21 protein-coding genes are annotated in these 23,517 nt (G+C 50.2%); 8 read left to right on the top strand and 13 right to left on the bottom strand.

Annotated elements, in window-relative coordinates:
* Nucleotides 1-106: 106 nt before the first annotated feature.
* Nucleotides 107-307 carry a DUF3311 domain-containing protein gene (locus QN379_RS20695; RefSeq protein WP_323507497.1) on the bottom strand — a complete coding sequence of 67 codons (201 nt, stop codon included), beginning with the start codon at nt 305-307 and terminating at the stop codon, nt 107-109.
* A gap of 402 nt (nt 308-709) precedes the next feature.
* Complete coding sequence (locus QN379_RS20690) at nt 710-1,534, bottom strand: IclR family transcriptional regulator (RefSeq protein ID WP_416348558.1); 825 nt, start codon at nt 1,532-1,534, stop codon at nt 710-712.
* A 199-nt stretch (nt 1,535-1,733) separates the two neighbouring features.
* Between QN379_RS20690 and QN379_RS20685 the strand changes: the two genes are divergently transcribed.
* Nucleotides 1,734-3,377: a choline dehydrogenase gene (locus QN379_RS20685; protein WP_322237774.1), complete on the top strand. Its 1,644-nt coding sequence runs from the start codon at nt 1,734-1,736 to the stop codon at nt 3,375-3,377.
* Between the two features lie 168 nt (nt 3,378-3,545).
* Nucleotides 3,546-4,874, top strand: coding sequence for an MFS transporter (locus QN379_RS20680; protein WP_323507496.1), 1,329 nt, complete (start codon nt 3,546-3,548; stop codon nt 4,872-4,874).
* Nucleotides 4,875-4,939: 65 nt separating this feature from the next.
* Here the strand turns inward: QN379_RS20680 and QN379_RS20675 are convergent, their stop codons facing one another.
* A complete protein-coding gene (locus tag QN379_RS20675) occupies nt 4,940-5,770 on the bottom strand; it encodes an IclR family transcriptional regulator (RefSeq protein ID WP_323507495.1) in 831 nt (276 codons plus the stop codon).
* A 93-nt stretch (nt 5,771-5,863) separates the two neighbouring features.
* On the bottom strand, nt 5,864-6,049 hold the full coding sequence (locus tag QN379_RS20670; protein ID WP_323507494.1) for a hypothetical protein: 186 nt from the start codon (nt 6,047-6,049) through the stop codon (nt 5,864-5,866).
* A gap of 274 nt (nt 6,050-6,323) precedes the next feature.
* Between QN379_RS20670 and QN379_RS20665 the strand changes: the two genes are divergently transcribed.
* The 3 genes from QN379_RS20665 to QN379_RS20655 all read left to right on the top strand — a co-directional run bounded on the left by QN379_RS20665 (nt 6,324) and on the right by QN379_RS20655 (nt 10,779).
* The gene (locus tag QN379_RS20665) at nt 6,324-7,631 is read left to right on the top strand and encodes an MFS transporter (RefSeq protein WP_322237771.1); all 1,308 of its coding nucleotides are present in this window, start codon (nt 6,324-6,326) and stop codon (nt 7,629-7,631) included.
* A gap of 86 nt (nt 7,632-7,717) precedes the next feature.
* Complete coding sequence (gene sauS, locus QN379_RS20660; protein WP_323507493.1) at nt 7,718-9,145, top strand: acylating sulfoacetaldehyde dehydrogenase; 1,428 nt, start codon at nt 7,718-7,720, stop codon at nt 9,143-9,145.
* 107 nt (nt 9,146-9,252) lie between these two features.
* Nucleotides 9,253-10,779, top strand: a complete 1,527-nt coding sequence (locus tag QN379_RS20655) for an AMP-binding protein (RefSeq protein ID WP_323507492.1) — start codon at nt 9,253-9,255, stop codon at nt 10,777-10,779.
* A 90-nt stretch (nt 10,780-10,869) separates the two neighbouring features.
* Here QN379_RS20655 and QN379_RS20650 read toward each other — a convergent pair whose 3' ends face one another.
* From QN379_RS20650 to QN379_RS20625, 6 genes are all read right to left on the bottom strand, one after another.
* Nucleotides 10,870-12,183: a D-amino acid dehydrogenase gene (locus tag QN379_RS20650; protein ID WP_323507491.1), complete on the bottom strand. Its 1,314-nt coding sequence runs from the start codon at nt 12,181-12,183 to the stop codon at nt 10,870-10,872.
* A 67-nt stretch (nt 12,184-12,250) separates the two neighbouring features.
* Entirely contained in the window at nt 12,251-13,984 is a 1,734-nt protein-coding gene (locus QN379_RS20645) for a cobaltochelatase CobT-related protein (protein WP_416348557.1), read from the bottom strand.
* A complete protein-coding gene (locus QN379_RS20640) occupies nt 13,981-14,931 on the bottom strand; it encodes an AAA family ATPase (RefSeq protein WP_323507498.1) in 951 nt (316 codons plus the stop codon). The genes QN379_RS20645 and QN379_RS20640 overlap by 4 nt, the downstream gene beginning before the upstream one ends.
* Before the next feature lie 77 nt (nt 14,932-15,008).
* On the bottom strand, nt 15,009-15,827 hold the full coding sequence (locus QN379_RS20635) for an IclR family transcriptional regulator (protein WP_323507489.1): 819 nt from the start codon (nt 15,825-15,827) through the stop codon (nt 15,009-15,011).
* Nucleotides 15,828-16,152: 325 nt separating this feature from the next.
* Complete coding sequence (locus tag QN379_RS20630) at nt 16,153-16,965, bottom strand: thiazole synthase (RefSeq protein WP_323507488.1); 813 nt, start codon at nt 16,963-16,965, stop codon at nt 16,153-16,155.
* A gap of 137 nt (nt 16,966-17,102) precedes the next feature.
* The gene (locus QN379_RS20625; RefSeq protein ID WP_322237756.1) at nt 17,103-18,119 is read right to left on the bottom strand and encodes a YeiH family protein; all 1,017 of its coding nucleotides are present in this window, start codon (nt 18,117-18,119) and stop codon (nt 17,103-17,105) included.
* Between the two features lie 126 nt (nt 18,120-18,245).
* On the opposite strand from QN379_RS20625, the gene QN379_RS20620 reads away from it, so the two are divergent.
* Both QN379_RS20620 and QN379_RS20615 read left to right on the top strand, forming a co-directional pair.
* A complete protein-coding gene (locus QN379_RS20620) occupies nt 18,246-19,139 on the top strand; it encodes a LysR family transcriptional regulator (protein WP_322237754.1) in 894 nt (297 codons plus the stop codon).
* A 252-nt stretch (nt 19,140-19,391) separates the two neighbouring features.
* Nucleotides 19,392-20,273 carry an NAD(P)-dependent oxidoreductase gene (locus QN379_RS20615; protein ID WP_323507487.1) on the top strand — a complete coding sequence of 294 codons (882 nt, stop codon included), beginning with the start codon at nt 19,392-19,394 and terminating at the stop codon, nt 20,271-20,273.
* A gap of 137 nt (nt 20,274-20,410) precedes the next feature.
* Here QN379_RS20615 and QN379_RS20610 read toward each other — a convergent pair whose 3' ends face one another.
* The 3 genes from QN379_RS20610 to QN379_RS20600 all read right to left on the bottom strand — a co-directional run bounded on the left by QN379_RS20610 (nt 20,411) and on the right by QN379_RS20600 (nt 22,035).
* On the bottom strand, nt 20,411-20,761 hold the full coding sequence (locus QN379_RS20610; RefSeq protein WP_323507486.1) for a type II toxin-antitoxin system ChpB family toxin: 351 nt from the start codon (nt 20,759-20,761) through the stop codon (nt 20,411-20,413).
* A complete protein-coding gene (locus QN379_RS20605) occupies nt 20,755-21,006 on the bottom strand; it encodes an AbrB/MazE/SpoVT family DNA-binding domain-containing protein (RefSeq protein ID WP_323507485.1) in 252 nt (83 codons plus the stop codon). Before QN379_RS20605 ends, QN379_RS20610 begins: the two co-directional genes overlap by 7 nt.
* A gap of 105 nt (nt 21,007-21,111) precedes the next feature.
* Nucleotides 21,112-22,035, bottom strand: coding sequence for a LysR family transcriptional regulator (locus QN379_RS20600; protein ID WP_323507484.1), 924 nt, complete (start codon nt 22,033-22,035; stop codon nt 21,112-21,114).
* Nucleotides 22,036-22,425: 390 nt separating this feature from the next.
* Between QN379_RS20600 and QN379_RS20595 the strand changes: the two genes are divergently transcribed.
* Nucleotides 22,426-23,517 (top strand): sulfoacetaldehyde acetyltransferase (locus tag QN379_RS20595; protein ID WP_323507483.1); only part of this gene is annotated, 1,092 nt, incomplete at its 3' end.

The raw sequence follows: 23,517 nt of genomic DNA, 5'->3' as shown, positions 1-23,517 counted from the left end.
GTAGAGCGAAAAGGCGATGAAGCCTAAAAAGACGACGGTAGACATACGAACTCCCGAATAGTTTTATATTATTTATAAGATTGTTAGTGACTCTTGCGCTCTGCTCTCAATCGTCTATGTCGATGTTTTTGCGGTCGAAAAATATCCAGCAAGTGAGTAAGCAGCACGATGTCAATATCATCCACATAAACATCCAGAAATAAATAAATGGGACGCCAAATACGGTGGTATTAATGGTGTTGACCCAAGGGAGCATGGCGACTACGGCGATATAGGGAATGCCGATACCAATCAGAAATCTGAACAATTTTATCTCCTAGCGTTTTAATAATTTTTTTCCAATATGCGACAAATTATTTGATCTGGCAAAATAATTATTTTGATCGCAATTACTTTTGGTTATGTCGATAGCGTCGAACAATGCCGCTTTTCCTAAGCGCACTCATCCAAAATCACTTGCTGAAATATTCCAGAAAAATACTAAAAAATTGCGCCCGAAATAACGCTCAGCGATAGCCGAGCAGATTGATTTCCGATTGGCGATTGGCGATTGGCGATTGGCTGCAGATGACATCGGTGGTAAGCGAATGCGATAGGTATCGCATAGTGATTATTGATACCGATAGCGATGTTGTTAAGTCCGCACCTGCTTTGCAGGCGGCCTGCCCTTATAGCCTTATAGTCACCGGCTAACAGAACCGATTGGATTCTAACCAACCAATAATGGTTGAAGCTTCAATGCAGCGACCTTCAACTTGGGAATGTTTTCTATCAGTTGATCCAACGATTGACGCGCTGTCGGCGCATGGCAGGCAACCGCTGCCACGGTGCGTCCATCCGGTGCGCAAATTGGCACGGCAATAGCGACCATACCATGTATGAATTCCTCATTATCTATTCCGATTCCACGCGCATCGAGACGTGTCAGTTCGGCTGTAAGCAGGTCGACATCGACGATAGTTTTGGGAGTCAACGGTTTCAAGACCATCAAGGACAGCATTTTTTGTTGATCAAGCAAGGGCAAGCGCGACATAAATAATTTTCCACTGGCGGTGCAATGCATCGGCGCGTGCGTGCCAGGTGGCAAATGCAATCGCAACGGTTCGGGCGTGTCGACCCGATCAACATATAGCACTTCACTTCCAGCTGGCATGGTCAGGTTGCAAGTCTCTCCAATTGCGGCCGCAAGATTGCCAAGGATGGTCCTGCAACCGCGCATCAATGCATTATTTTTAAGCGTGGACAGCGCCAGATCGGCCGCCGCCGGACCAAGCAAATATCCGCGGTCAATTGGCATTCGCAATACGTATCCCAGCCGTTCGAGCCCTTCGAGAGTACGCATCATCGTCGCTTTGGGAATCCCGGTGCGATAGGACAGTTGCGACAACGTTTGCGGATGTTGTGCGGCGGCGAGGTGTTCAATCAGCCGCAGAACACGCAAGACGCGCATATCACCAAGCTCGTCTTTGGACGAAATAGTTGAATCGCTTGACGACTCTTTTGACAACTCGGCATTTCGAAACAGTTTTGTCATTTTTCGTTTCACTTCTCAAGTATTTGCAAGTTTCTGATTGTAAGCAAGCTTGGAATAACATATTTTGGACCATTATGTTCCGAATATGAGAATAATTGCAAAATAAATGGGCGAATTGGCCGTAATGCGGGTTTCGAAAAAAATACATAGCGACCAATCCACAAGCCCCGATTCACAAGAACTACAAGGAGATCACCGCATGACACGTCGTTTTGATTACATCATAGTGGGCGCTGGATCAGCGGGATGCGTATTGGCAAATCGTTTATCGGCAAACCCGGCCACCCGTGTTTTGCTACTCGAAGCTGGCGGCAAGGACGCTAACCTCTGGATTCATATTCCGGTTGGCTATTTCAAGACCATGCATAACCCAAAGCTGGACTGGTGCTATGTCACGGAACCGGATCAGGGCATCGATGGCCGCCAATTGCAATGGCCTCGCGGCAAGGTACTCGGCGGTTCCAGTTCCTTAAACGGTTTGCTGTATGTGCGTGGCCAAAAAGAAGATTATGACCACTGGGCGGCGCTGGGCAATAAGGGCTGGAGTTATAAAGACGTTTTGCCCTACTTCAAAAAATCGGAAGATCAGGAGCGCGGTGCCGATGCGTACCACGGTGTCGGCGGGCTGTTGAAAGTATCGGATTTACGTCTACGTCGCCCGATTGCAGATTATTTCATTGAGGGTGCGAAAGATATTGGCATTCCTTACAACGATGATTACAACGGCAATACGCAGGAAGGTGTGAGTTATTTTCAGCAAACCGCGCATAAAGGCTTGCGTTGGAGTACAGCCAAAGGATTTTTACGTCCGGCCAAAAAAAGAGCAAACCTGCAAGTGGAAACCGGCGCTCACATCACACGGATTCTGTTCAAGGATCATCGCGCCGTGGGCGTGGAATATCGCATAGGCGATGTGCTGCACCAGGTCAGCACAGACGTCGAAATAATCTTATGCGCCGGCGCAATTGGATCGCCACAGATTCTGCAATGCTCTGGCGTCGGGCCCGCAGCCTTATTACGCAGTGTGGGCGTTCCGCTGGTGCACAATCTGCCCGGCGTAGGACAGAACTTGCAAGATCACCTTCAGACCAGACTCGTGTTCAAAACGCGCTTGAAGACGCTCAACGATGAGGTGAATAGCCCCATCAACAAGATGAAAGTCGGCATGCAGTATCTGTTGTCACGTTCCGGCCCGTTGACGCTGGCAGCGAGCCAGGTGACGATATTTACCAAGTCCGATCCGTCACTGGCGCGGCCCGATATCCAGTTTCATATGCAGCCACTTAGCGCTGATAAACCCGGTGAAGGCGCGCATAAATTCTCTGCTTTCACGATGTCGGTTTGTCAGCTAAGGCCATACAGCCGCGGCTACATTGCCATCAAATCGAGCGATCCGCTGGAATACCCTGAGATCCATCCCAATTACCTGTCTGACGAGCGCGACCATCCGGTGGTCATCAGTGCGCTTCGTCTGGCACGACGCATTGCAGGCGCGCACTCTCTGGCGCCACACATCTTGTCCGAATTTATACCCGGTGCGGAATATCAAACCGATGCCGAGTTGCTACAAGCGGCGCAACGCTTCAGCCAGTCGATTTACCATCCGTCGGGGACGTGCAAGATGGGAAGCGATCCAATGGCCGTGGTCGATGATCGGCTGCGCGTGCATGGACTCAAAGGATTACGGGTAGTCGATGCGTCGATCATGCCCGAACTTGTTTCAGGCAACACCAATGCACCCACCATCATGATTGCAGAAAAAGCCGCAGACATGATCATCGGGGATGCAGCTGAAAGGCAGCAATCATGCGCGAACAACCAAGATGACGTAGCACAACACTAAGCAGAAAAAGTTGCGTAGCAAAGAATCCGACGGGACATTTTTGTGACGACACGTTAAGACAAATTATCGCTTCAAACAGGGGATAGCCGCGCAATAACGCCACTTGAAAAGATGGCTGAATGAGCGGTGCAGAACCACCATTGTTTATAAAACAAATCAGGAGACATCATGGCAAATAGCAACAGTAAAACAAAGGAACTACGGCGCGTGGTTGTCGCGAGCGTCATCGGTGCCACCATCGAATGGTACGATTTTTTTCTATACGGTGTGGTCGCGGGCATCGTCTTCAATAAATTGTATTTCCCGGGCAGCGATCCCATCGTATCGACGATGCTGGCTTACGGCACGTTTGCCGTCGGGTTTCTAAGTCGCCCTATTGGTGGCGTCATCTTCGGCCACTTCGGTGACAAAATCGGCCGTAAAAGCATGCTGGTGATGACCCTGATGATTATGGGTGTTTCTACTTTTCTGATTGGGTTGCTGCCGACCTATGCGCAAATCGGTGTCGCCGCACCAATTATATTATTGATGTTGCGCATTGTTCAAGGGATTGGACTGGGTGGTGAATGGGGCGGCGCGGTGCTGATGGCGTATGAATATGCACCGATAAAGGAGCGGGGATTTTATGCCAGTTTGCCGCAATTGGGTCTCGCTATCGGGCTTTGTCTGGCTTCGGGCATGGTAGCCATTCTGTCCTATGCATTGACGGATGTGCAATTCCTGACATGGGGATGGCGTCTTGCCTTCATCCTGTCGGCTGTGCTGGTCTTCATCGGTATGTGGATACGTCTGACCGTGATGGAAACGCCGGAGTTTAGGGCAATCAAGAAACATAATTCTGAAACCCAGATCCCCTTTTTCGACATGATGAAACGTTATCCGGGGAACGTTTTAAAGGGCATGGCGGCACGTTATATCGATGGCGTATTTTTTAATATCTTCGGCGTGTTTTCAATTAATTATTTAACCAATTCGATCAAAATCAGCCGCACTGAAGCATTGATCGGCGTCATGGCATCGGCTGTTGTGATGTGCTTTTTCATTCCCTTCTTTGGTCGCTTGTCTGACCGAATGGGACGGACCAAGGTGTTTTTCTGGGGTGCCCTGATCACCAGTTTTTCTGCCGTTCCCGCGTTTTGGTTCATGATCAATAGCGCTGATAATGTATTGGTGGTGTGGCTATCGATTGTGATTCCATTGGGCATTCTTTATGCATCGATATACGGCCCTGAAGCGGCGTTATTTTGCGATCTGTTTGATGCAAAAGTACGCTATACGGGCATCTCGTTTGTATATCAATTTTCTGGCATTTTCGCTAGCGGATTGACGCCGATTATCGCCACCTATCTGCTTAAAACCGGCGGTGGACAGCCATGGCATATCGTCGGTTATATCTTGTTTGCCGGATTGGTATCTGCGTTCGCCGCTTTATCGATCGGTAAGGGAAAAACCAGCGACATCGAATTGGAGCATCCCGGATTGCAGAAGGCGCGATAATTTTGACGCAGATGGTTTTGATTTATTGCGCATCTATTTAGCGTCGGATCCGCTTCAACCAAGCTTCAATCAAGCGTCATTTGCGGATTTATGTCCGCATTTGACGCAGCAGCAGGTGTTTCAGAAAAATAGGCATTCGACAGTGCTTGTGCCGCTAACCTTAACGTTGGCACGTGTTGCAATGCCTGTTCCAAATTCATGCGCACCACCGGAGCCTGTAACGCGAGCGAAGCGCAAGCCCGGCCGCTTCTATTCAATATCGGGACCGCTACCCCGATCATGCCGACGTGAAACTCTTCATTATTAGTGGCGACTTTGTCTGTTGTGAAACGTTGAAGTTCTTGCTCTAACAACGCAACATCCGTGATCGTGTTGTTGGTGCAGCGTTGCAGCGGGCCACTCCCGATCAGTTTTTGGCGCTGACTGCGTGACAACTGACTCAACAGTAATTTTCCGCTGGAGGTGCAGTGCAACGGTACGTGCGACCCTGGCTGCAAATTCAATCGCAGCGGCGATGGCGTTTCTACCCGATCCAGATAGACGATCGCATTACCGTCCAGCATCGTGACATTGCAGGTTTCTCCAATGTCGTCCACAAGCCTCTGCAAAATCACGTGGGCAGGGGCGCGTACGATCGAATTTGCCAATACTTCAAGCGCAAAGGTCGATAGCCTCGCACCAGCGGTATAGCGCTTGCTAACCGGTTCCCGCGACAACATCCCCGCTTGCTCAAGCATGATCAACGTCCGATAGGTGGTCGGCTTGGGTAATCCACAGGCGGACGCTACTTCATCCAGCGAAACAGGTTTATCGACTCGGATAACAGATTCCAATATATGAAAAGCTCTTAACGCTGCCGAACCGGATTGCTTCTGATTGCTTTTCGTAGGTTTCATGGCCCGAATTATCTCAGATTATGATATCAGCAACAACCTGACCAAAAATCAAATTTCTATTTAATGAAATGAAATATTCCGTTTTTTTAAATTTTATTCTTGCAATTCATTTTTTTGAGAAGTATATTTAATAAAACGAAATCCACCGTTTCGTTTTTTATCACTCACTACCTCCCAATGTGTGAGGTAGTCGCCATGACGCGCAAGATCTGCGCGCTGGCTATTGCATTGATTTGCATTGATTTGCATTGATTGGCATTGATTGGCATTGACTTGCATTGAATTATTTCTCGCGTCCGCATAACGGGACAAAAACGGCATCCTGCCAAATCAATTAAATGCCGACTCCCCGATAAGTGATTTGCCAGGGAAAAACAGGCACAGAAACAGAAGATAACGTCAACAAAGATAGGTAGTCGGTTGCCCCGATTCCGATCTGTCGACCAACTACGGCTGAACGCTTTGCATCGAAAGGACAAGGAGGAGATCAAACAAGGCAAGGCTTCAGGCCGTACAAAATAATGATTACCACTTACAACGATAAGGCGGAGACATGAAAAAAAGATTAAAGGTGAGGCATCTGATATTAGGTCTTATGTGTTTGATGTATTTCATTTCATACATAGACCGTGTCAACATTTCGATTATTGCACCCGTGCTAAAGCATGAGATGGGCCTCACACCGACCGAATTAGGTCTGGTTTTTTCAGCCTTCGCCTATCCTTACGCCGCCATGCAAATCCTGGGCGGATGGTTTGCCGACAAATATGGTCCACGACTGGTATTAGGAATTCTCAGCATCATTTGGGCCGTTGCGACGATCCTTTGCGGCTTCTCATGGGGACTTTGGTCATTAATCATGTTTCGGATGTTATTGGGCGTCGGCGAAGGTGGCGCATTTCCTGCGGCGACACGGTCCTTCACGTTTTGGATGCCCAGTACAGAGCGCGGCTTCGCTCAGGGCATAACGCATAGCTTTGCGCGTTTGGGTGGTGCAGTCACACCACCGCTCGTTTTGCTCATTGTTGTCCAATACGGGTGGCGCGAATCCTTCATTATTCTCGGTGTCATTAGTCTGATCTGGACGTGTGTTTTCGTTTGGCTTTATCGCAATACGCCGATAGAACACAGGTGGGTAACGTCTGCCGAACTGAAAGAAATCGGTATCAATCCGGCTGAAACGAAAAAAGCCGCAAAAGGAAAAACCCCATGGAAAGAGATGATAAAGCGAATGTGGTTGATCACATTCGTGGACTTTTGCTATGGCTGGTCGCTCTGGGTATTCCTGACGTGGTTGCCGTCTTATCTTAAGGATGCACGCGGTTTTGACATGAAACAGCTTGCATTATTTACGGCGCTGCCACTGCTGGCTGGCGTGGTTGGCGACACGTTGGGCGGCGTTCTTTCCGACTATATCTATAAAAAAACCGGCAACCTTAAACTTGCCAGACGCTCGTTGCTGGTGGTCGGCCTAGGTGGAGCGTTGGTCTTCATCCTCCCCGCAATCTATACCGAGACACCGTTGACAGCCGTTGCACTGCTGGCGTTATCTTTCTTCTTCCTGGAACTGACGAACGCGGTGTTGTGGAGTTTGCCTATCGACATTGCGGGTAAGTATGCAGGAACTGCTGGCGGCATGATGAATACGGGGTTCGGTATAGCCGGAATGATTTCGCCAGCGGTATTCGGTTTCCTGATTCAAACGACGGGAAGTTATGAAGTGCCGTTTCTGATTTCCGCGGCGTTATTAGGGGTTGCGGCAGTCTGCTCACTATGGATCGATCCGACCAATAAGCTCAAGGACGAACCAATCGAAGAACCGGCATTCAATCCGATGGGGAAAGTGCCCGTCTTTAGATAGGGTCGGCTTTTTGTCCGGCTGCGGACAAAAATCAAAATGTCAAATCTGAACAATCAACAATCAATAATCCAAGGATGGAGATCATAATGTCAGTTGAAAATTCCGCAAAATCCAACCCGGCGATAGAATTAAAAGTCGTCTCTGAACTCATCAGGAAGGCACGCGCCGCACAGCGCGAATATGAACACTATTCGCAGCAGCAAGTAGATGATATCGTGACTGCGGCAGGATGGGCGATCATGCATCCTGCGCACAATCGCAACCTGGCTGAAATGGCAGTTCACGATACTGGCCTGGGCAATGTCGATGACAAAATATTGAAGAACCATCGTAAAACACTCGGCCTGTTGCGGGACCTGAAAAATGCCAAAACAGTCGGTATCATCGCCGAATATCCAGAGCGTGGATTGATAGAGATTGCGCGACCGGTCGGCGTGGTGGCAGCGATCACACCGTCGACCAATCCAGCCGCAACACCAGCTAACAAGGTGATCAATGCCCTCAAAGGGCGCAATGCCGTGATCATTGCGCCCTCTCCCAAGGGACTGAGCACCTGTATTGCACTGGTCGCTTACATCCATGCTGAACTGAAAAAAGTCGGCGCACCGCTGGATCTTGTTCAGTATCTTCCCGCGCCCACTACCAAGGAGGCGACGCAGGAACTGATGCGCCAGGCCGATCTCGTAGTCGCAACCGGCTCGCAAAACAATATCCGCGCAGCTTACGCCAGCGGTACGCCCGCATTTGGAGTGGGCGCAGGAAACGTTGCCGCGATCATTGATAGTTCAGCCAATCTACGTGATGCCGCAAAAAAAATAAGCAGCTCCAAAACGTTCGACAACGCGACTAGTTGTTCCTCCGAAAATAGCGTTGTGATTCTTGATGCAGTCTATGAATCAGCGGTGGCCGCACTGATCGAAGTAGGCGGTGTCATGTTGGATGCGAACGAAAAAAGTCAGTTACAAAAAACCATGTGGCCGCGAGGAAAACTGGATGCCGCCGTCACCGCGCAGGTCGCATCGAAAATTGCGGCGCTAACGGGATTAAGCGAGTCGCGTTTTTCGCAAGCCAGAATCCTCATGGTGGAAGAAGTCGGAACCGGTTCAGACTATCCCTATTCGGGTGAAAAGCTTGCACCGGTACTGACGATTTATCGCGCCCGCGACTTTGATCACGCCTGCCAGATAGTCAATGCTTTGTATGACTATCAGGGCGCGGGCCACTCGGTAGGCATACATACCGATGACGACGCACATGTGCTGCGTTTGGGAAATGAACTTCCGGTTTGCCGGGTCATTGTGAATCAGGCGCATTGTTTTGCCACCGGCGGCAGCTTCGAAAACGGATTGCCGTTTTCACTTTCAATGGGATGCGGCACATGGGGCGGCAATAATTTCTCCGACAACATGCACTACAAACATTACCTGAACATCACACGGATCGTGCGTAGCATCCCAGAAAACATACCGACTGAAGAAGATATCTTTGGCGCGTATCACCGCAAATATAGCTAATCGCTCTCTTGGTATTTCTTGATTTTCAAGAGATGCAGGAGCGATATTTTTATTGCTTGGTTTTGCTTATTTTCTACTCAGTTACACTGATTTTAGGAATCAATATTATGCTGCGCACGATTCGTGAATATGTCGATTTTCAGGCTGCGAAAACCCCGAATGCGGTCTATTTGGTTGCCCCAGAACCGAACCACAGCATGACGTTCGGCGGCCTCCAGCTAGCATCCCGTAAGCTTGCACGCTATCTTGCTCAACGTGGAATTCAGCCTGGTGAAAAGGTGGCACTGTTGATGCAGAATGGTTATCAGACCTGTCGACTATTCATTGGCGCCATGTACGGTGGTTTTTGCGTCACTCCGCTAAATTTGCTGGCACAAGCATCACAGCTTGAATACGTGCTGAACCATAGCGACGCCTCTATCGTATTTGTATCGCCGGATCAACTGGTACGCCTCCACACCGCACTTAGCAATATCGACCGGAAAATTCAAATCGTTTTGTGTGATATCGACACAGAAGAATTCATTGCCGCATCAGATCAAATGGAAGAAATGATCGAAGAGATGCCATGCGTCAATGAAGAGGACGATGCCTTGATGATGTATACCTCGGGAACCACCGGCATACCGAAAGGCGTCATGCTGACCAACAGGTCTGTCATCTCAGGAGGACAGTTCGTGTCGGCCGCGCACGAATTAGGGCCGAAAGATCGGGTCATGGCGTCCCTTCCGCTTTACCATATTAACGCTCAGATCGTGACCGCGACTGCAACATTAGTGCATGGCGGTAGTCTGGTTCTGCCGCACCGTTTTGGTGTCTCGCATTTCTGGCGCTTGGTGGCGCAGTATGAATGCAGCTGGATCAATCTGGTACCGACTATGGTCTCTTACCTGTTGCAAAGTGCCGAGGCGCCAGACAACAATCTGGATATCAGCCGTGTCCGTTTCTGCCGCTCGGCTTCGGCGCCGCTTCCGCCTGACCTGCATCGTGCCTTTGAAGACAGATTTAACATTGGCATCATTGAAACCATGGGACTGACGGAAACGGCAGCACCATGCTTCACCAATCCACTCGATTCAGCACAACGCAAGATCGGCAGTGCAGGCCGGGCTTTTGGCAATGAAGCGAAGATTATTAACCCAGAAGGACACGGTTTACCAAGCCGCGAAACGGGCGAAATCATGGTGCGCGGGCCGAACGTGATGAATGGCTATTACAAAAATCCCGAAGAGACTGCCAAGACTCTCACGACAGAGGGCTGGCTGCACACCGGGGATCTCGGCTATCTGGATGAGGATGGATTCGTCTTCGTCACCGGTCGAATCAAGGAGCTAATCATCAAAGGTGGTGAAAATATTGCGCCAAGGGAGATCGATGAAGCACTACTTAAACATCCAGCGGTACTTGAGGCCGCTGCCGTCGGTATTCCAGATCAACATTACGGTCAGGAGATCATGGTGTGCGTAGTGCTGAAAACGGGTCAACAATGTTCCGAAGATGAGCTTAGAATATTTTGCAAATATGAACTTGGCGCTTATAAGACACCGAAGCTCATCCGCTTTCAGGACGAATTGCCGAAAGGGCCATCAGGAAAGGTGCAGCGACTCAAGTTGCTGCAACCGGCAGAATGTTAACTTTTCAGTCGGCGTCCCGTCGCTTCTTTATTACACTGTTTTAGTTCATTCCGTGAAGCGCCCTGCTTCGTTCGGTAATTCATGGAAGACTTAACCCACGATTCCCGGCGAGCCCATTTGCATGGGTTGGCGTCGTGGCATGCCGGTAAAAGCAAAATCAAGGTCGGGCTGACGACCACAAACAATATCCGCAATCGCACGCCCTGATCCGCAGCCCATGGTCCAGCCAAGCGTTCCGTGACCAGTGTTCAAGAATAAATTGGCTATCTTTGACTTACCAATATACGGGATGTTTGAGGGCGTTAGTGGACGCAATCCAGCCCAATAGGTTGGATTATCATAATCACATGCATCGGGAAACAAAGTTCGCACGCGCTGGGTGATGGCATTGCAACGAGCCGGGTTTAATGCGCGTGAGTAACCATTTAACTCGCACGTGCCTGCCACACGCAGGCGTTGGCCCAGCCGGGACATCACTAACTTATGACTATCGTCAGTTAATGACACAGTGGGTGCCGCTTCTGGATTGATGACCTGGTATGTGGCTGAATAACCTTTGCCAGGATAGATCATCAGATTGATATCCAGCGGCTTCAAAAGCGGCGCTGAGAAGCTGCCGAGCGCCACCACAAAAGCATCGGCCTGCAACGTCTGATGGCGACCGCTTGCATCGATTACTTCAATCACTTTAATCTTCTTGTGCGCACCGCTGCCTTCTGAGAGTAGGCGCGTAACTGTCGTATTGAATCGGAACTGGACACCGAGTTCCGCAGCCTTTTCAGCCAGCGCACAGGTGAACTTATACACATCTCCGGATTCATCGGTTGCCGTGAAGTCGCCACCAACGATCTTGTCGCGCAATCCGGTCAAGGCTGGCTCCAGCCGAATGATGTCATCGACGCTCACGGTATTGCGTGGGCAACCCAGTTCTCGCATCAGCGCAGCGGCGGCCAGCGACTTATCGAACTCGCGCTGGTCGGTATAGAAATGCAGAATTCCCCGCGTCAAAAAATCGTAGTCCATCCCGATTTCGGCACGCACGGCTTGCAAGGTTTGGCGACTATATTCGGCAATCGAGACAATCTGGCGAATGTTGTGCTTGATGCGACCGGGCAAGCATTCACGCAAAAACTGTACACACCATTGCCATTGCAACAGCTCGGGACGCAGCCGAAACAATAACGGTGCGTCCTCTTTACCCAGCCACTTTATGACCTTGAGCAAGGTATGCGGATTTGCCCAAGGCTGCGCATGCGATACCGAAATTTGACAACCATTAGCAAAACTTGTCTCTTGCGCCGGACCGGGCCGACGATCAATGACGGTTACCTCATGCCCGGCCTTGTGCAGGAACCAGGCAGATGCCGTGCCTGCAATACCAGCGCCTAAGACAATGACTTTCATATTAATTCAACTTTCTGTTGGTCAAGCAATTTACTCTTTGTCACGCAGAAACCATCATTGAGGCCTGTCAGCGCCGCTGCCGGCCACCAATGAGCTGCGCGACTTCAGCGAGTAATGCATTATTAATGGGCTGCTGAAGATCAATTGCCAGGCTCCGTTTATAGTAAGGGCTGAGGTCAAGTCCCACGCCCAATCCGCAGATTTCCAGCTGACCAGGAAGCGCCTGGCGACCAACGACTTCTTTCAGATGATTGCCAAGATAGCAATCGTCATTGGCCAGATTGGTGGCGCTATCCATTGGACTTCCGTCGGAAATGACGACAAGAATACGCCTTTCCTCGTTGCGTTGCCGGATGCGGCTACACGCCCATTCCACAGCTTCGCCATCAATACCTTCACGATACAAGTCAGCCTTCAGCAGTGCCGTGATATCGGCACGCGCGCGACGCCATGGCGTATCAGCGTCTTTGTATACCATGTGCATCAGTTCATTGAGTCGACCCGGAGATGCCGGAGACTTGACACGTAGCCAATCTCGATGTGACCTGCCGCCGTTCCATGCGCCGGTAGTAAATCCCAGAACTTCGCTGGCAACGCCGACTTGTTCAAGCGCCCTTACCATCACATCGATCATCACGGTAAGTCGCTCGGAATGTGCCTTCATCGAGCCAGAACAATCGATCAGAAAGCAGACGACGCAATTGGCATTCGGCTTGAACTGCTCTTGCCGAAACAGACGTCGCTCTGAAGGTGAGCTGATTAATTGCGCCAGTCGACGGCCATCGATATAGCCTTCCTCTTCCCCGAAGGACCAATTATCACGTTGTGGAAAGGCGAGCAGCGCTCTTAATTGGCGCGACAATCGCGGGATATTAATACTTAGCGCAGCAATACGCTGATCAATCCGGTCACGATACTCTTTGAGCAATTCCTTTCGGACCAGCGAACTTGCCTCAACCTGCGTGTCGTAGGCAGTCGTAAAGATGGCGTAGCCGTGCGCCGCGTCGTCCAGTACCTTGCTGCGACCACTGGCGGCGACCGTGATTACATCGGTTTCATCATTGTCGAAGTTCAGTAGCAACCTGAGCGCATTTTTGCCTTGCTCTTCTTTGCCGTTTGCTTTTTTTGCGTCGTCCGACTCTTCGCTATCGCTACGGATTATCTCACCGACGATGTCGGAAATGGCGCGGGCATGGAGCGCAAAAGCTGCCTGATCATCACGATGTCGGCGCATGCCAAGCAAATCAATGCCTAATAGCGGCGCTATTGCAGCGCGGGTGCTCTCGATAATGCCTTCGGTCTTTTCCAAGACCGGTTGGCCGGTCAGCCGCGACCAGCAAATTTGAAATACCGTATAGAGCAAAATACCCGTCGCACTCTCGGTCAGACCAGCGAAATAGAAATCATGCGACCACGCCTCAAATCGATGGTGCAGATTTTTGCGCATGCCGGGCATGGTGTCGGGCACCATCGTTTCCACCCGCAACTGTTCCAGCAACTCAAAAATAAGGCGCTCTACCGGAAGGATGGGACAGTATTTTTGATGGATAACAGGATTGGTATATTGCAGACCCAAGGCAATACTATCCGCCGCGCCCCGAAACGACCGAAAGTCGTCGCGCTGATGAGCGGTTTGCAAGTGCGCGGCATGCGTCGGAAGAATTTTTTGCCCCTTGCGCAAACGACCCGCCTGCGTAGTGACGTCTGCTTCGCCGCTCAGTGAGCGAATAACGGCGACACATAACTCATCGACTTGTTGCTGCTGGCGCGTGCGGTGTGGAGCGGGATTCACTGCGTTCACATTGTGTTTTTGATCTGGTGCAGATGCGACTCTATCAGTTCGTCATCAAAGCAACGTTGAAAGTACTCTGCGACGATGGCGCGCTCGGCTTCTTCACATTTATTGAGAAAGGAGAGCCGAAAGGCCAATGCCGTATCGGAAAATATCTGGCAATTTTCTGCCCAGGTGATCACTGTGCGTGGCGACATAAGGCAAGATAAATCACCAACGGCAAACCCTTTACGCGTCAAGTCAGCCAACGCCACCATGGCTGCAACTAACCGGGCTCCCTTTTCATTTGCGTACGCTGGCACGCGTGCCTGTACAATCGCGACCTCCTCGTCAGGCTCAAGATAATTCAACGAGGCGACAATATTCCAGCGATCAATCTGTGCGTGATTCAACGCCTGAGTGCCATGATAAAGACCGTTCAGATTGCCAAGGCCAATCGTATTTGAGGTCGCAAACAGTCGGAAATGAGGATGCGCATGAATGACGCGATTTTGATCGAGCAAAGTGAATTTTCCATCCCGCTCAAGAATCCGCTGAATCACGAACATGACGTCTGGTCGACCAGCATCGTATTCATCGAAAATCAAGGCCATCGACCGCTGCAAAGCCCAAGGCACTATCCCTTCCTGAAATTCGGTGATCTGTTTTCCATCACGCAGGACGATGGTATCTTTGCCAACCAGATCAAGGCGACTAATATGACCATCTAAATTGACGCGGATACAAGGCCAGTTAAGACGCGCCGCCACTTGCTCAATATGAGTCGACTTGCCAGTGCCATGTAAACCTTGCACCATCACGCGTCGATTCCAGGCAAAACCGGCCAAAATCGCCAAGGTCACATCAGCGTTAAAGCGATACGCGTCGTCGATATCCGGCACATGCGCACCACGTTCACGGAATGCTGGCACCTTGAGATCGGAGTCAATGCCGAACAGGGTTCTTACCGACACCATGAGATCGGCTTTGGCCTCCGATGTTGCTGAAATCGTTGCTTGGGATGAGGCAGTCACGACGGCTTCCTTATATTAAATTAGTTGGCGACGTTCGTTGCCGAGGATGTCTCAGACTCAATAGCGGCCAGCGCTTTAGCTGCACGTTGCAAGGCTGGCAAAAAATGCAAAGCCTTTTCGTGCGTCAAGCGCATGATCGGCGCTTGTATAGCAACCGCCAGATTGGAGCGCCCTTCTGCGGCAGGAACGAGCACCGCGACACACAGTAATCCCGGCAGGAATTCTTCGTTATCGATGGCGTAGCCATTACGCCGCACCACTTCCAGTTCTTGCTCAAGTTTGACCGGATCGGTTTCTGTGTTGTTGGTGTATTTGATCATGGGCATATGGGCCAGCAAACGGCGACGTTGCATCGGCGTCATTTGCGCCAGAAATAATTTACCCGTCGACGAGCAATGCGCCGGGACCCGCGATCCCGGATGCAAATAGAAGCGCAACGGCGCAACGGTTTCCATCCGATCCAGATACACCACTTCGCTCCCTGTGAAGGCAGTCAGATTGCAGCTCTCTCCCACTTCCTCCATCAATTGACGCAGTACGTTATGGCGCGCGCCATGATAGGTGTTGTTGATCAGCAGGTTTGATGCGAGGCGTCGCAGGCGAACACCGGTGCTGTAGTGACGACCATCACCTTCCCGCTGTAACACACCCACACCCTCAAGCTGTTGCAACATCCGGTGCACGGTCGGTTTAGGTAGACCGATCTCTTCGACGATTCCCTGAAGCGAGAATGGTTGATCCTTTTCAGCAATAACCTCCAGCAATGCAAACAAGCGCATGGTTGGCGTATCACCGTCGATCTTCTCTTGCTCCAACTTTTCTACAGGATTGTTATTCATATGACTGGCTTATAGAGTTATTCGGATTTTAGTCACAAAACGTCTCGAAATTTGTAATAAATAGTTTTACATGTCTCTTTTTGTGTTCTACATTACTATAAATTTAAAATAATTGGAACAAATTGTACTACTTTCGATAGAAACACTTAAGTATGACAAAATTTAGGCGTGTTTAAACGAGCGTCGATTCTGAATGTTAAAAAAAAATCACGGTTATAAACCGTGATTTTTTACGCCGATTGAATACTTTCGAATATTCTCAGAATTATGTTTTAGTCATCGGCACCGCCTCCAACCCACACTCACATTCACATCATCCGTAAGATCAGGAAATACGCCCAGCCATAGGAGACGACGGCGACGCTGCAAAACGTTTCGGAATTCGTCCCGCCAGATAAGCCGCACGTCCCGCTTGCACTGCTAGTCGCATGGCCCGCGCCATTCCGATGGGATCACGCGCACCGGCAATCGCAGTATTCATCAGTACACCGTCACAACCCAACTCCATCGCAATCGCCGCATCAGAGGCAGTGCCTACGCCTGCATCAACCAGCACAGGAACGTTGGCTTGTTCGATAATCAGGGATAAATTCCAAGGATTCAAAATACCCATGCCGGAACCGATTAACGAGGCCAGCGGCATGACAGCGACGCAACCGATTTGCTCTAACATCTTGGCCTGAATCGGATCATCGCTGCAATAGACCATGACATCGAAGCCGTCGCGCACCAATATTTCTGCGGCTTTCAGGGTTTCGGGCATGTTCGGAAACAAATTTTTCTCGTCACCTAATACTTCAAGCTTGACCAGTTTATGACCGTTCAATAATTCGCGTGCAAGCTGCAAAGTATAGACCGCATCGTCGGCGTTATAGCAGCCGCCAGTATTAGGCAAAATCGTAAACTCCGATGGCGGCACACTATCGAGCAAACTAGGTGCATGCTCATCCTGACCTATGTTGACACGGCGGATCGTCACCGTCACGATCCCGGTTCCACTGGCATCGACCGCGGCACGCGTCTCTTCAAAGTCGCGATATTTTCCCGTGCCCACCAAGAGCCGCGACCGATATGTTTTGCCTGCGATGGTCAGACAATCGTCAGACGTTTGTGTTTGCAGTTTCTGGGGTAGGCTCATTTCATTTTCCTTCGAGAGAGTGTCGATTGCGACGCATTAAACTACCGATCATGTGATTGCGCCTAATACTATTGAAGCGACCAGATGTAAAACTGGCCCGATAACACGGACCAGAGTTGACGACCTGATCGGTCGGTTCAGACGATACCTAATAGTTTGATCAACACCAGACTGGCCGCCGACAATATCAGCAACGATAAGACCACCACTATCGTCACACGTCCACCAGCCTTCAGCACTGAACGGGCATCAACGCCAAGCCCGAGTGCCGCCATCGACATAATGGTCAGGAGATTTGCAGAAAAATGCGCTGGTTGAATCGCAAACTGAGGAATAAAATTAAACGATCGCAGCGCCATTAACAGGAGAAATCCGATGATGAACCATGGCACCATCTGTGAAAGTGGTGTGCGGAAGGCGCTGTCCTTGCGTCCCATTAACGACAAAAGCAACACAACCGGCCCCAGCATCAAAACCCGCACCAGTTTTACAAGCGTACCGATTTGCGCGCTGGTCTGCGAGACCGCTGCGGTCGCGGCCAGCACCTGTGGAACCGCATAAACCGTCATCCCCGCAAAAATACCGTATTGCACCAGCGACAGTGACAATACCGGCATCAAAAATGGCAATATCAGTACGACCATGACACCGAACACGGCAGTAAAAGCAATAGAGGCTGCGACGTCTTTACTATTCGCATCAATTACTGGCGCCACGGCCGCGATAGCCGAGTTGCCGCATATGGAATTGCCGCAGGCAATCAGGATCGCCATTTTAGAAGGCAAGCCCGCCACACGACCTATACAATAACTAGCCAAAATCACCATTAACACCACGACCGCGATACCACCAATGAGGTCTGGTCCTTTTTCCAGAATAGCGCTGGCACTGATCGAGGCACCGAGCAATACGACGGCGATCTCAAGCACCGTCTTGGCACCAAAACGAATACCTGCTTCAAAGCGTGCATCGAGCTTGTAAAAAGTCCGCACGATGCTGCCGATCAGAATCGCCAGAACCAGACTTTCCAACCAAGCCCGACCAAAGAAGTGTTCTTCCAATGCTTCCAGAGCAAAAGCGGCACCCGTGACAATTCCGCAAAGAGCCAATCCGGGAAGGATATTTCTTGTCGCTGTTATTATATTTTTATTCATTTGTCCCAATCTTTTTTAACGCTTTAATTGCACGCGTTCATTATCGGGTGGACAAATAGTTCGGTCTATCTTATAGTTTTTCATATTTCGTTAAACAAAATCGAACAATAAAATGGCCCTTGAACCATGACTCTTGAACAATTACGTATTTTTGTAGAAGTCGCTGAACGCCAGCATTTGACACAAGCGGCGAATGCGCTTTCGCTGACGCCCTCTGCTGTAAGCTCAGCCATTCGGGTGTTGGAAAACCGTTATGGCATACCGCTATTTAATCGCGTGGGACGCCGCATTGAGACCAGCGAGGCAGGTCGTATTTTTTTGACAGAAGCGCGGTCAACGCTAGCGAGCGCCAGAGCGGCGGAACTAACGCTGTCGGAATTGGGCGGACTCAAACGTGGAGCGCTGAACATTCAGGCTAGTCAGACGATTGCCAGTTATTGGCTGCCGGAGCTGATGGTGCGCTTTCATCAAAAGTATCCACAGATTGCACTCACTCTTACCGTCGGCAATACGCAGCAAGTGGCGCAAGCGGTGGTCGACGGTGCGGCGGATCTGGGATTCATAGAGGGAACCATAGACGAACCAGCATTGGTAGTAGAGACCGTTGATGAGGACCGGATCGTCGCTGTGGTCGGGCCGGGCCATCCCTGGGCAAACGGCCAGAGGCTAGAACCCGCAGATTTACGGAGTGGCAAGTGGATCATGCGGGAACAAGGCTCGGGTACGCGCTCCGCCTTCGAGGAGATGCTAGAGGCAATCGGCGTGGACGTGAGTGGATTGCACATCGCTCTCACGCTGCCGTCAAATGAAGCAGTGCGCTCGGCAGTCATGTCAGGTCCCTTTGTGACGGTGGTATCAGAACTGGTGGTGGCGTCACATCTTCAGGCCGGGTTACTATGCAAGGCCAATATTGAACTGCCACTGCGCTCGTTTTACCTGTTGCATCACAAAGCACGCTACAAAACCAAAGCCTCGCTGGCGCTTCAGGAAATGATTCAGCGGAGGCATGATGAAATATAAACTTTATGCATGCTTTTGATCCGTAAGCATTGATAATGCGGCACACTAAAAGTTATAAGAAGATATAAGCTTTTTAAGTTCTCACGTCCCCAAAGACGAAAAAAAGATCGGCATGTACGCCGAATAGTTCATCAAGGGAACTGTGTTCTTGGAAACTGCAAATGCGCCAACAACCTTGCAGAGCAAAGTTGTGTAACAATTTCAACCAGCATCACTTATCCACACTATCCACCATCATCAAAAGGCGTAAAAATGGCAAAAGTCGCATTTATTGGTTTAGGGGTCATGGGCTCTCCAATGGCAGGCCATCTTGCCAAGCACGGTCATGAAGTGACGGTGTTCAATCGCACCCAGACACGGGCGGATTTATGGGCCACAAAGAACAAAGGGCAAGTCGCCACTACGCTGGCGGCCGCTTGCAAGGATGCCGAATATGTTTTTACCTGCGTCGGTAATGACAATGATCTGTATCAAATCACCTTGGGCGACGACGGAATACTAGCCAACATGACGGTCGGCAGTATTTTGATCGACAACTCAACCTGCTCGGCAGATGCAGCGCGGAAGTTAAGTGACGCTGCAAGTGCACTCGGCATTAGCTTTCTTGATGCGCCCGTTTCCGGCGGCCAGGCTGGCGCGGAAAATGGCGCATTGACAGTGATGGTCGGTGGCGATGAAGCAGCATTTAAACGCGCAGAACCAATCATTGCCTCTTATGCCCGTGCGGTGGTGTATATGGGCCCAGCAGGCTCTGGTCAACTCACCAAAATGGTCAATCAAATCTGCATCGCAGGACTCGTTCAGGCATTAGCAGAAGGCCTGGCGTTTGCTGAGCGGGCGGGCTTGAACGGCGAACGCGTGATCGACGCCATCTCCAAAGGAGCAGCACAATCCTGGCAGATGGAAAATAGAGGCAAAACAATGCTGGCGTCTAAATTCGACTTTGGATTTGCTGTTGATCTGATGCGCAAGGATTTAGGAATCTGTTTCGATGAAGCAGAACGTAACGGTAGCCAGCTTCCAGTAACCCGCCTAGTAGATCAGTTTTATACAGAAGTACAAAACCGAGGCGGTAACAGGCTGGATACTTCTAGTTTGATGATGGTCGCTCGGGTTGAAGAAAAAAAGCAATAAAGTAGATTGACGGTATTCCGGTTATTCCGCTATTCCGCTATATCACGTTCAAAAATTTGCCAATATTGGACGTAATATTGTCAAGGTGCGACCGAGGGGACGTTGATATCCCCATCAGCGCACCTTGCTTGATTTTGTTAATCCAAAATTGCTTGTAATCGGGCTAACGCATCGTCAATGACGAACGCAGGGGCAGTTTCGACTTTTTTAGCTCCTCTCGCCTCAATATCTAACATGCGGGCTTGATTGACCAACGCGACTCCCTGCATTACGGTTCCAGAGCCGCTTAATGGAACTGCGAATCCAGCAAATCGGGCGAAGTCACCGCCTTGTGTGATGGGCGCCACCATCGCAACGCCTAAAGAGTTGAACAGCGCTGAAGACAAAATCAGCGCCGGACGACTTTCTCCCTGCAACTCACGGCCTTGGGTGGGATTCAGGCTCACCATCACAATATCGCCACGTTGAAACTTGACGCGCCTTACCATGCCTCGCGTCCCACCGAGGTAATGTCATTCCATGCTTTTAAATCTGCGGGAACCGGTGCTTTGGCATCACATTGCGCAATCAAGTCCGCCAACGCATAGGTCGGCCGCTTTGCCTTCAACATCACTCCTTCAGGGCGCACATCGACCGATAATTTATCACCTAAGGCAACTTTAAGCTGGCTAAGCAGTTCCGTCGGCAGCCGAACTGCCGCGCTATTGCCCCACTTTTGAATTGATAATTCCATTTACGCGCCTCCTGAATGTTTATACATTGTAGCTACAATAAATTTATCATCAATCGCCTTGTCTAAGCATCGCATATACTTGTAATATTCAAATATTACAATAAATTACTTAATACAACGGTAGCCTGCCACATCGTTCGGATCTTTACAAATCGCTCTAATCAACTCCGAAAATTCAATCACAATATCGGTCAACAGCGATTCTTTTCTGTAGACCAGGCCGGCATGCATGACCGGCAATTGCTCTTCCAGATTCAACATTTTAAGCTTGCCTTTGAATGCCGACCACTCAAATGCAGGCTCGGTAATTACGCAGGCATAATCCTGCTGCGCGGCAAGTTGTGAGTACAGCACGGTTGAAGAACAGCGGATAATTTTTTTAGGCAACTTTACATTGCCAGCACTAAAAATTTCTGCAAACATGCTCCCCGGGCTTTCCAATTTATCCCACACCAGCCAGGTGTATCCGGCTAACTCCATGATCGACGTCACCTCCGGGAGTTGACTATTAATCCTCAAACAAACCAGAAGATTAATTTTATAAAGAGTCTCCCAATGGTAGCGCGGCGAATTTGGTATGCCTATCCGGGAAATAACGCCTAAATCGAGCGTTCCATCAAGCAAACCTTCTGTGATTTGCGCGGGTCGCATCTCGTTGATATGGATATTGATATCGGGATACCGATGATTAAAAGCACTGATGGCTTTTGATATCGGCCCCAAGGCCACGACGGGCGTGACGCCAAGAAAAACATTCCCTTTTTTCAGCCCTGACAGGCTGGCGATATCTTCTTTTGCATGCCTGATTTCTTGATCCACAATGCGGGCGTGCTTCACCAGTATTTGTCCAAACATCGACAACTTCGCGCCTTGTGAAGACCGCACCACCAGACTTACCCCTAAATCAGTTTCCAATTCTTGAATGGCCTTCGTCACTGCGGGCTGCGTGATATGCAACGATTGTGCAGCCATGCTGAGGCTACCGTGTTCTGCAATCGCAATTAAAACTCTTAGTTGTTGTAGCTTCAAGATGGACCCCAAAATCCTGCGGCCAATTCACATTGACTGCTTATTCGTTCAGTGATCGATGGCAATGCAAGCCAGTTATGACGGCGACGCGCAAATCTATTCCCTGCATCAGCTATTTAAGGCTCTGTCCTGCAATTTTATGCAGCTTTACATGCAAAAATTCATTATAAAATAATTTCATTTTTAATGATAATTTGTATCGATTTTTAGATAAATGAGTTGACATTCAATTTGCGAGGTCTTAAAGTTCCATTAATGTTAAATATTGGAACTTATAGTACCAATATATATAAAACATGCATTGCGTAACCCAACACGCGCGCAACGAGTCATTTGAACAATTTATGTTTTGTACAACTTATGAATAATCAACTCACAAGAGAGACTTTTATGACCGATCAAATATCCCTGGCTAACCGGAAGGTGACGGTTGGCTTACAGAAGATGACCCCGTCCGAAGCGATGGTGGAAACACTGGTTGCCAATGGCGTCACTGATATGTTCGGGATCATGGGCTCTGCCTTTATGGACGCGATGGACATCTTTGCGCCTGCCGGTATTCGCCTCATTCCCGTGGTGCACGAGCAAGGTGGCGGTCATATGGCCGACGGTTATGCGCGTGTGTCCGGTCGTCACGGTGTGGTGATTGGTCAAAATGGTCCCGGCATCAGCAATTGCGTCACCGCCATTGCCGCGGCATTCTGGGCACATAGTCCGGTGGTCATCATCACACCAGAAACCGGCACTATGGGCATGGGACTGGGCGGCTTTCAGGAAGCCAACCAGTTGCCGATGTTTGAAGAGTTCACCAAATATCAGGGACATGTGACCAATCCGGCCCGCATGGCCGAATTCACCGGACGCTGCTTTGACCGTGCCATGTCAGAGATGGGACCGACCCAACTGAATATTCCGCGTGACTATTTCTACGGTGAAATTCAGGCCGAGATTCCATTGCCAAGTCGCCTGGATCGTGGTCCTGGCGGCGAGAAGAGTCTTGACGAAGCCGTTGCATTGCTGGCGAACGCCAGATTTCCGGTCATCATTTCCGGTGGCGGCGTGGTCATGGCCGATGCCATTGAAGAATGCAAGGCACTGGCTGAACGTCTGGGCGCACCGGTCGTCAATAGCTATCTCCATAACGACTCGTTCCCGGCCAGTCATCCATTGTGGACCGGACCGCTCGGCTATCAGGGTTCCAAGGCCGCCATGAAGTTGATGGCGCAAGCAGATGTGGTGATTGCACTCGGTACCCGGCTCGGGCCTTTCGGTACCTTGCCACAGCACGGTATGGACTATTGGCCAAAAACGGCCAAGATCATCCAGATCGATGCCGACCATAAAATGCTGGGATTGGTCAAGAAGATCTCGGTCGGTATCTGCGGTGACGCCAAGGCAGCGGCAATTGCGCTGACCCAACGTCTGACTGGCAAAACGCTGGCGTGTGATGCGACGCTTGCCGCACGCGCTGCCACGATCAAG

The sequence above is a fragment of the Glaciimonas sp. Gout2 genome (assembly GCF_035018905.1).
GTDB lineage: Bacteria > Pseudomonadota > Gammaproteobacteria > Burkholderiales > Burkholderiaceae_D > Glaciimonas.
This window is presented reverse-complemented; position numbering and strand designations above follow the sequence as displayed.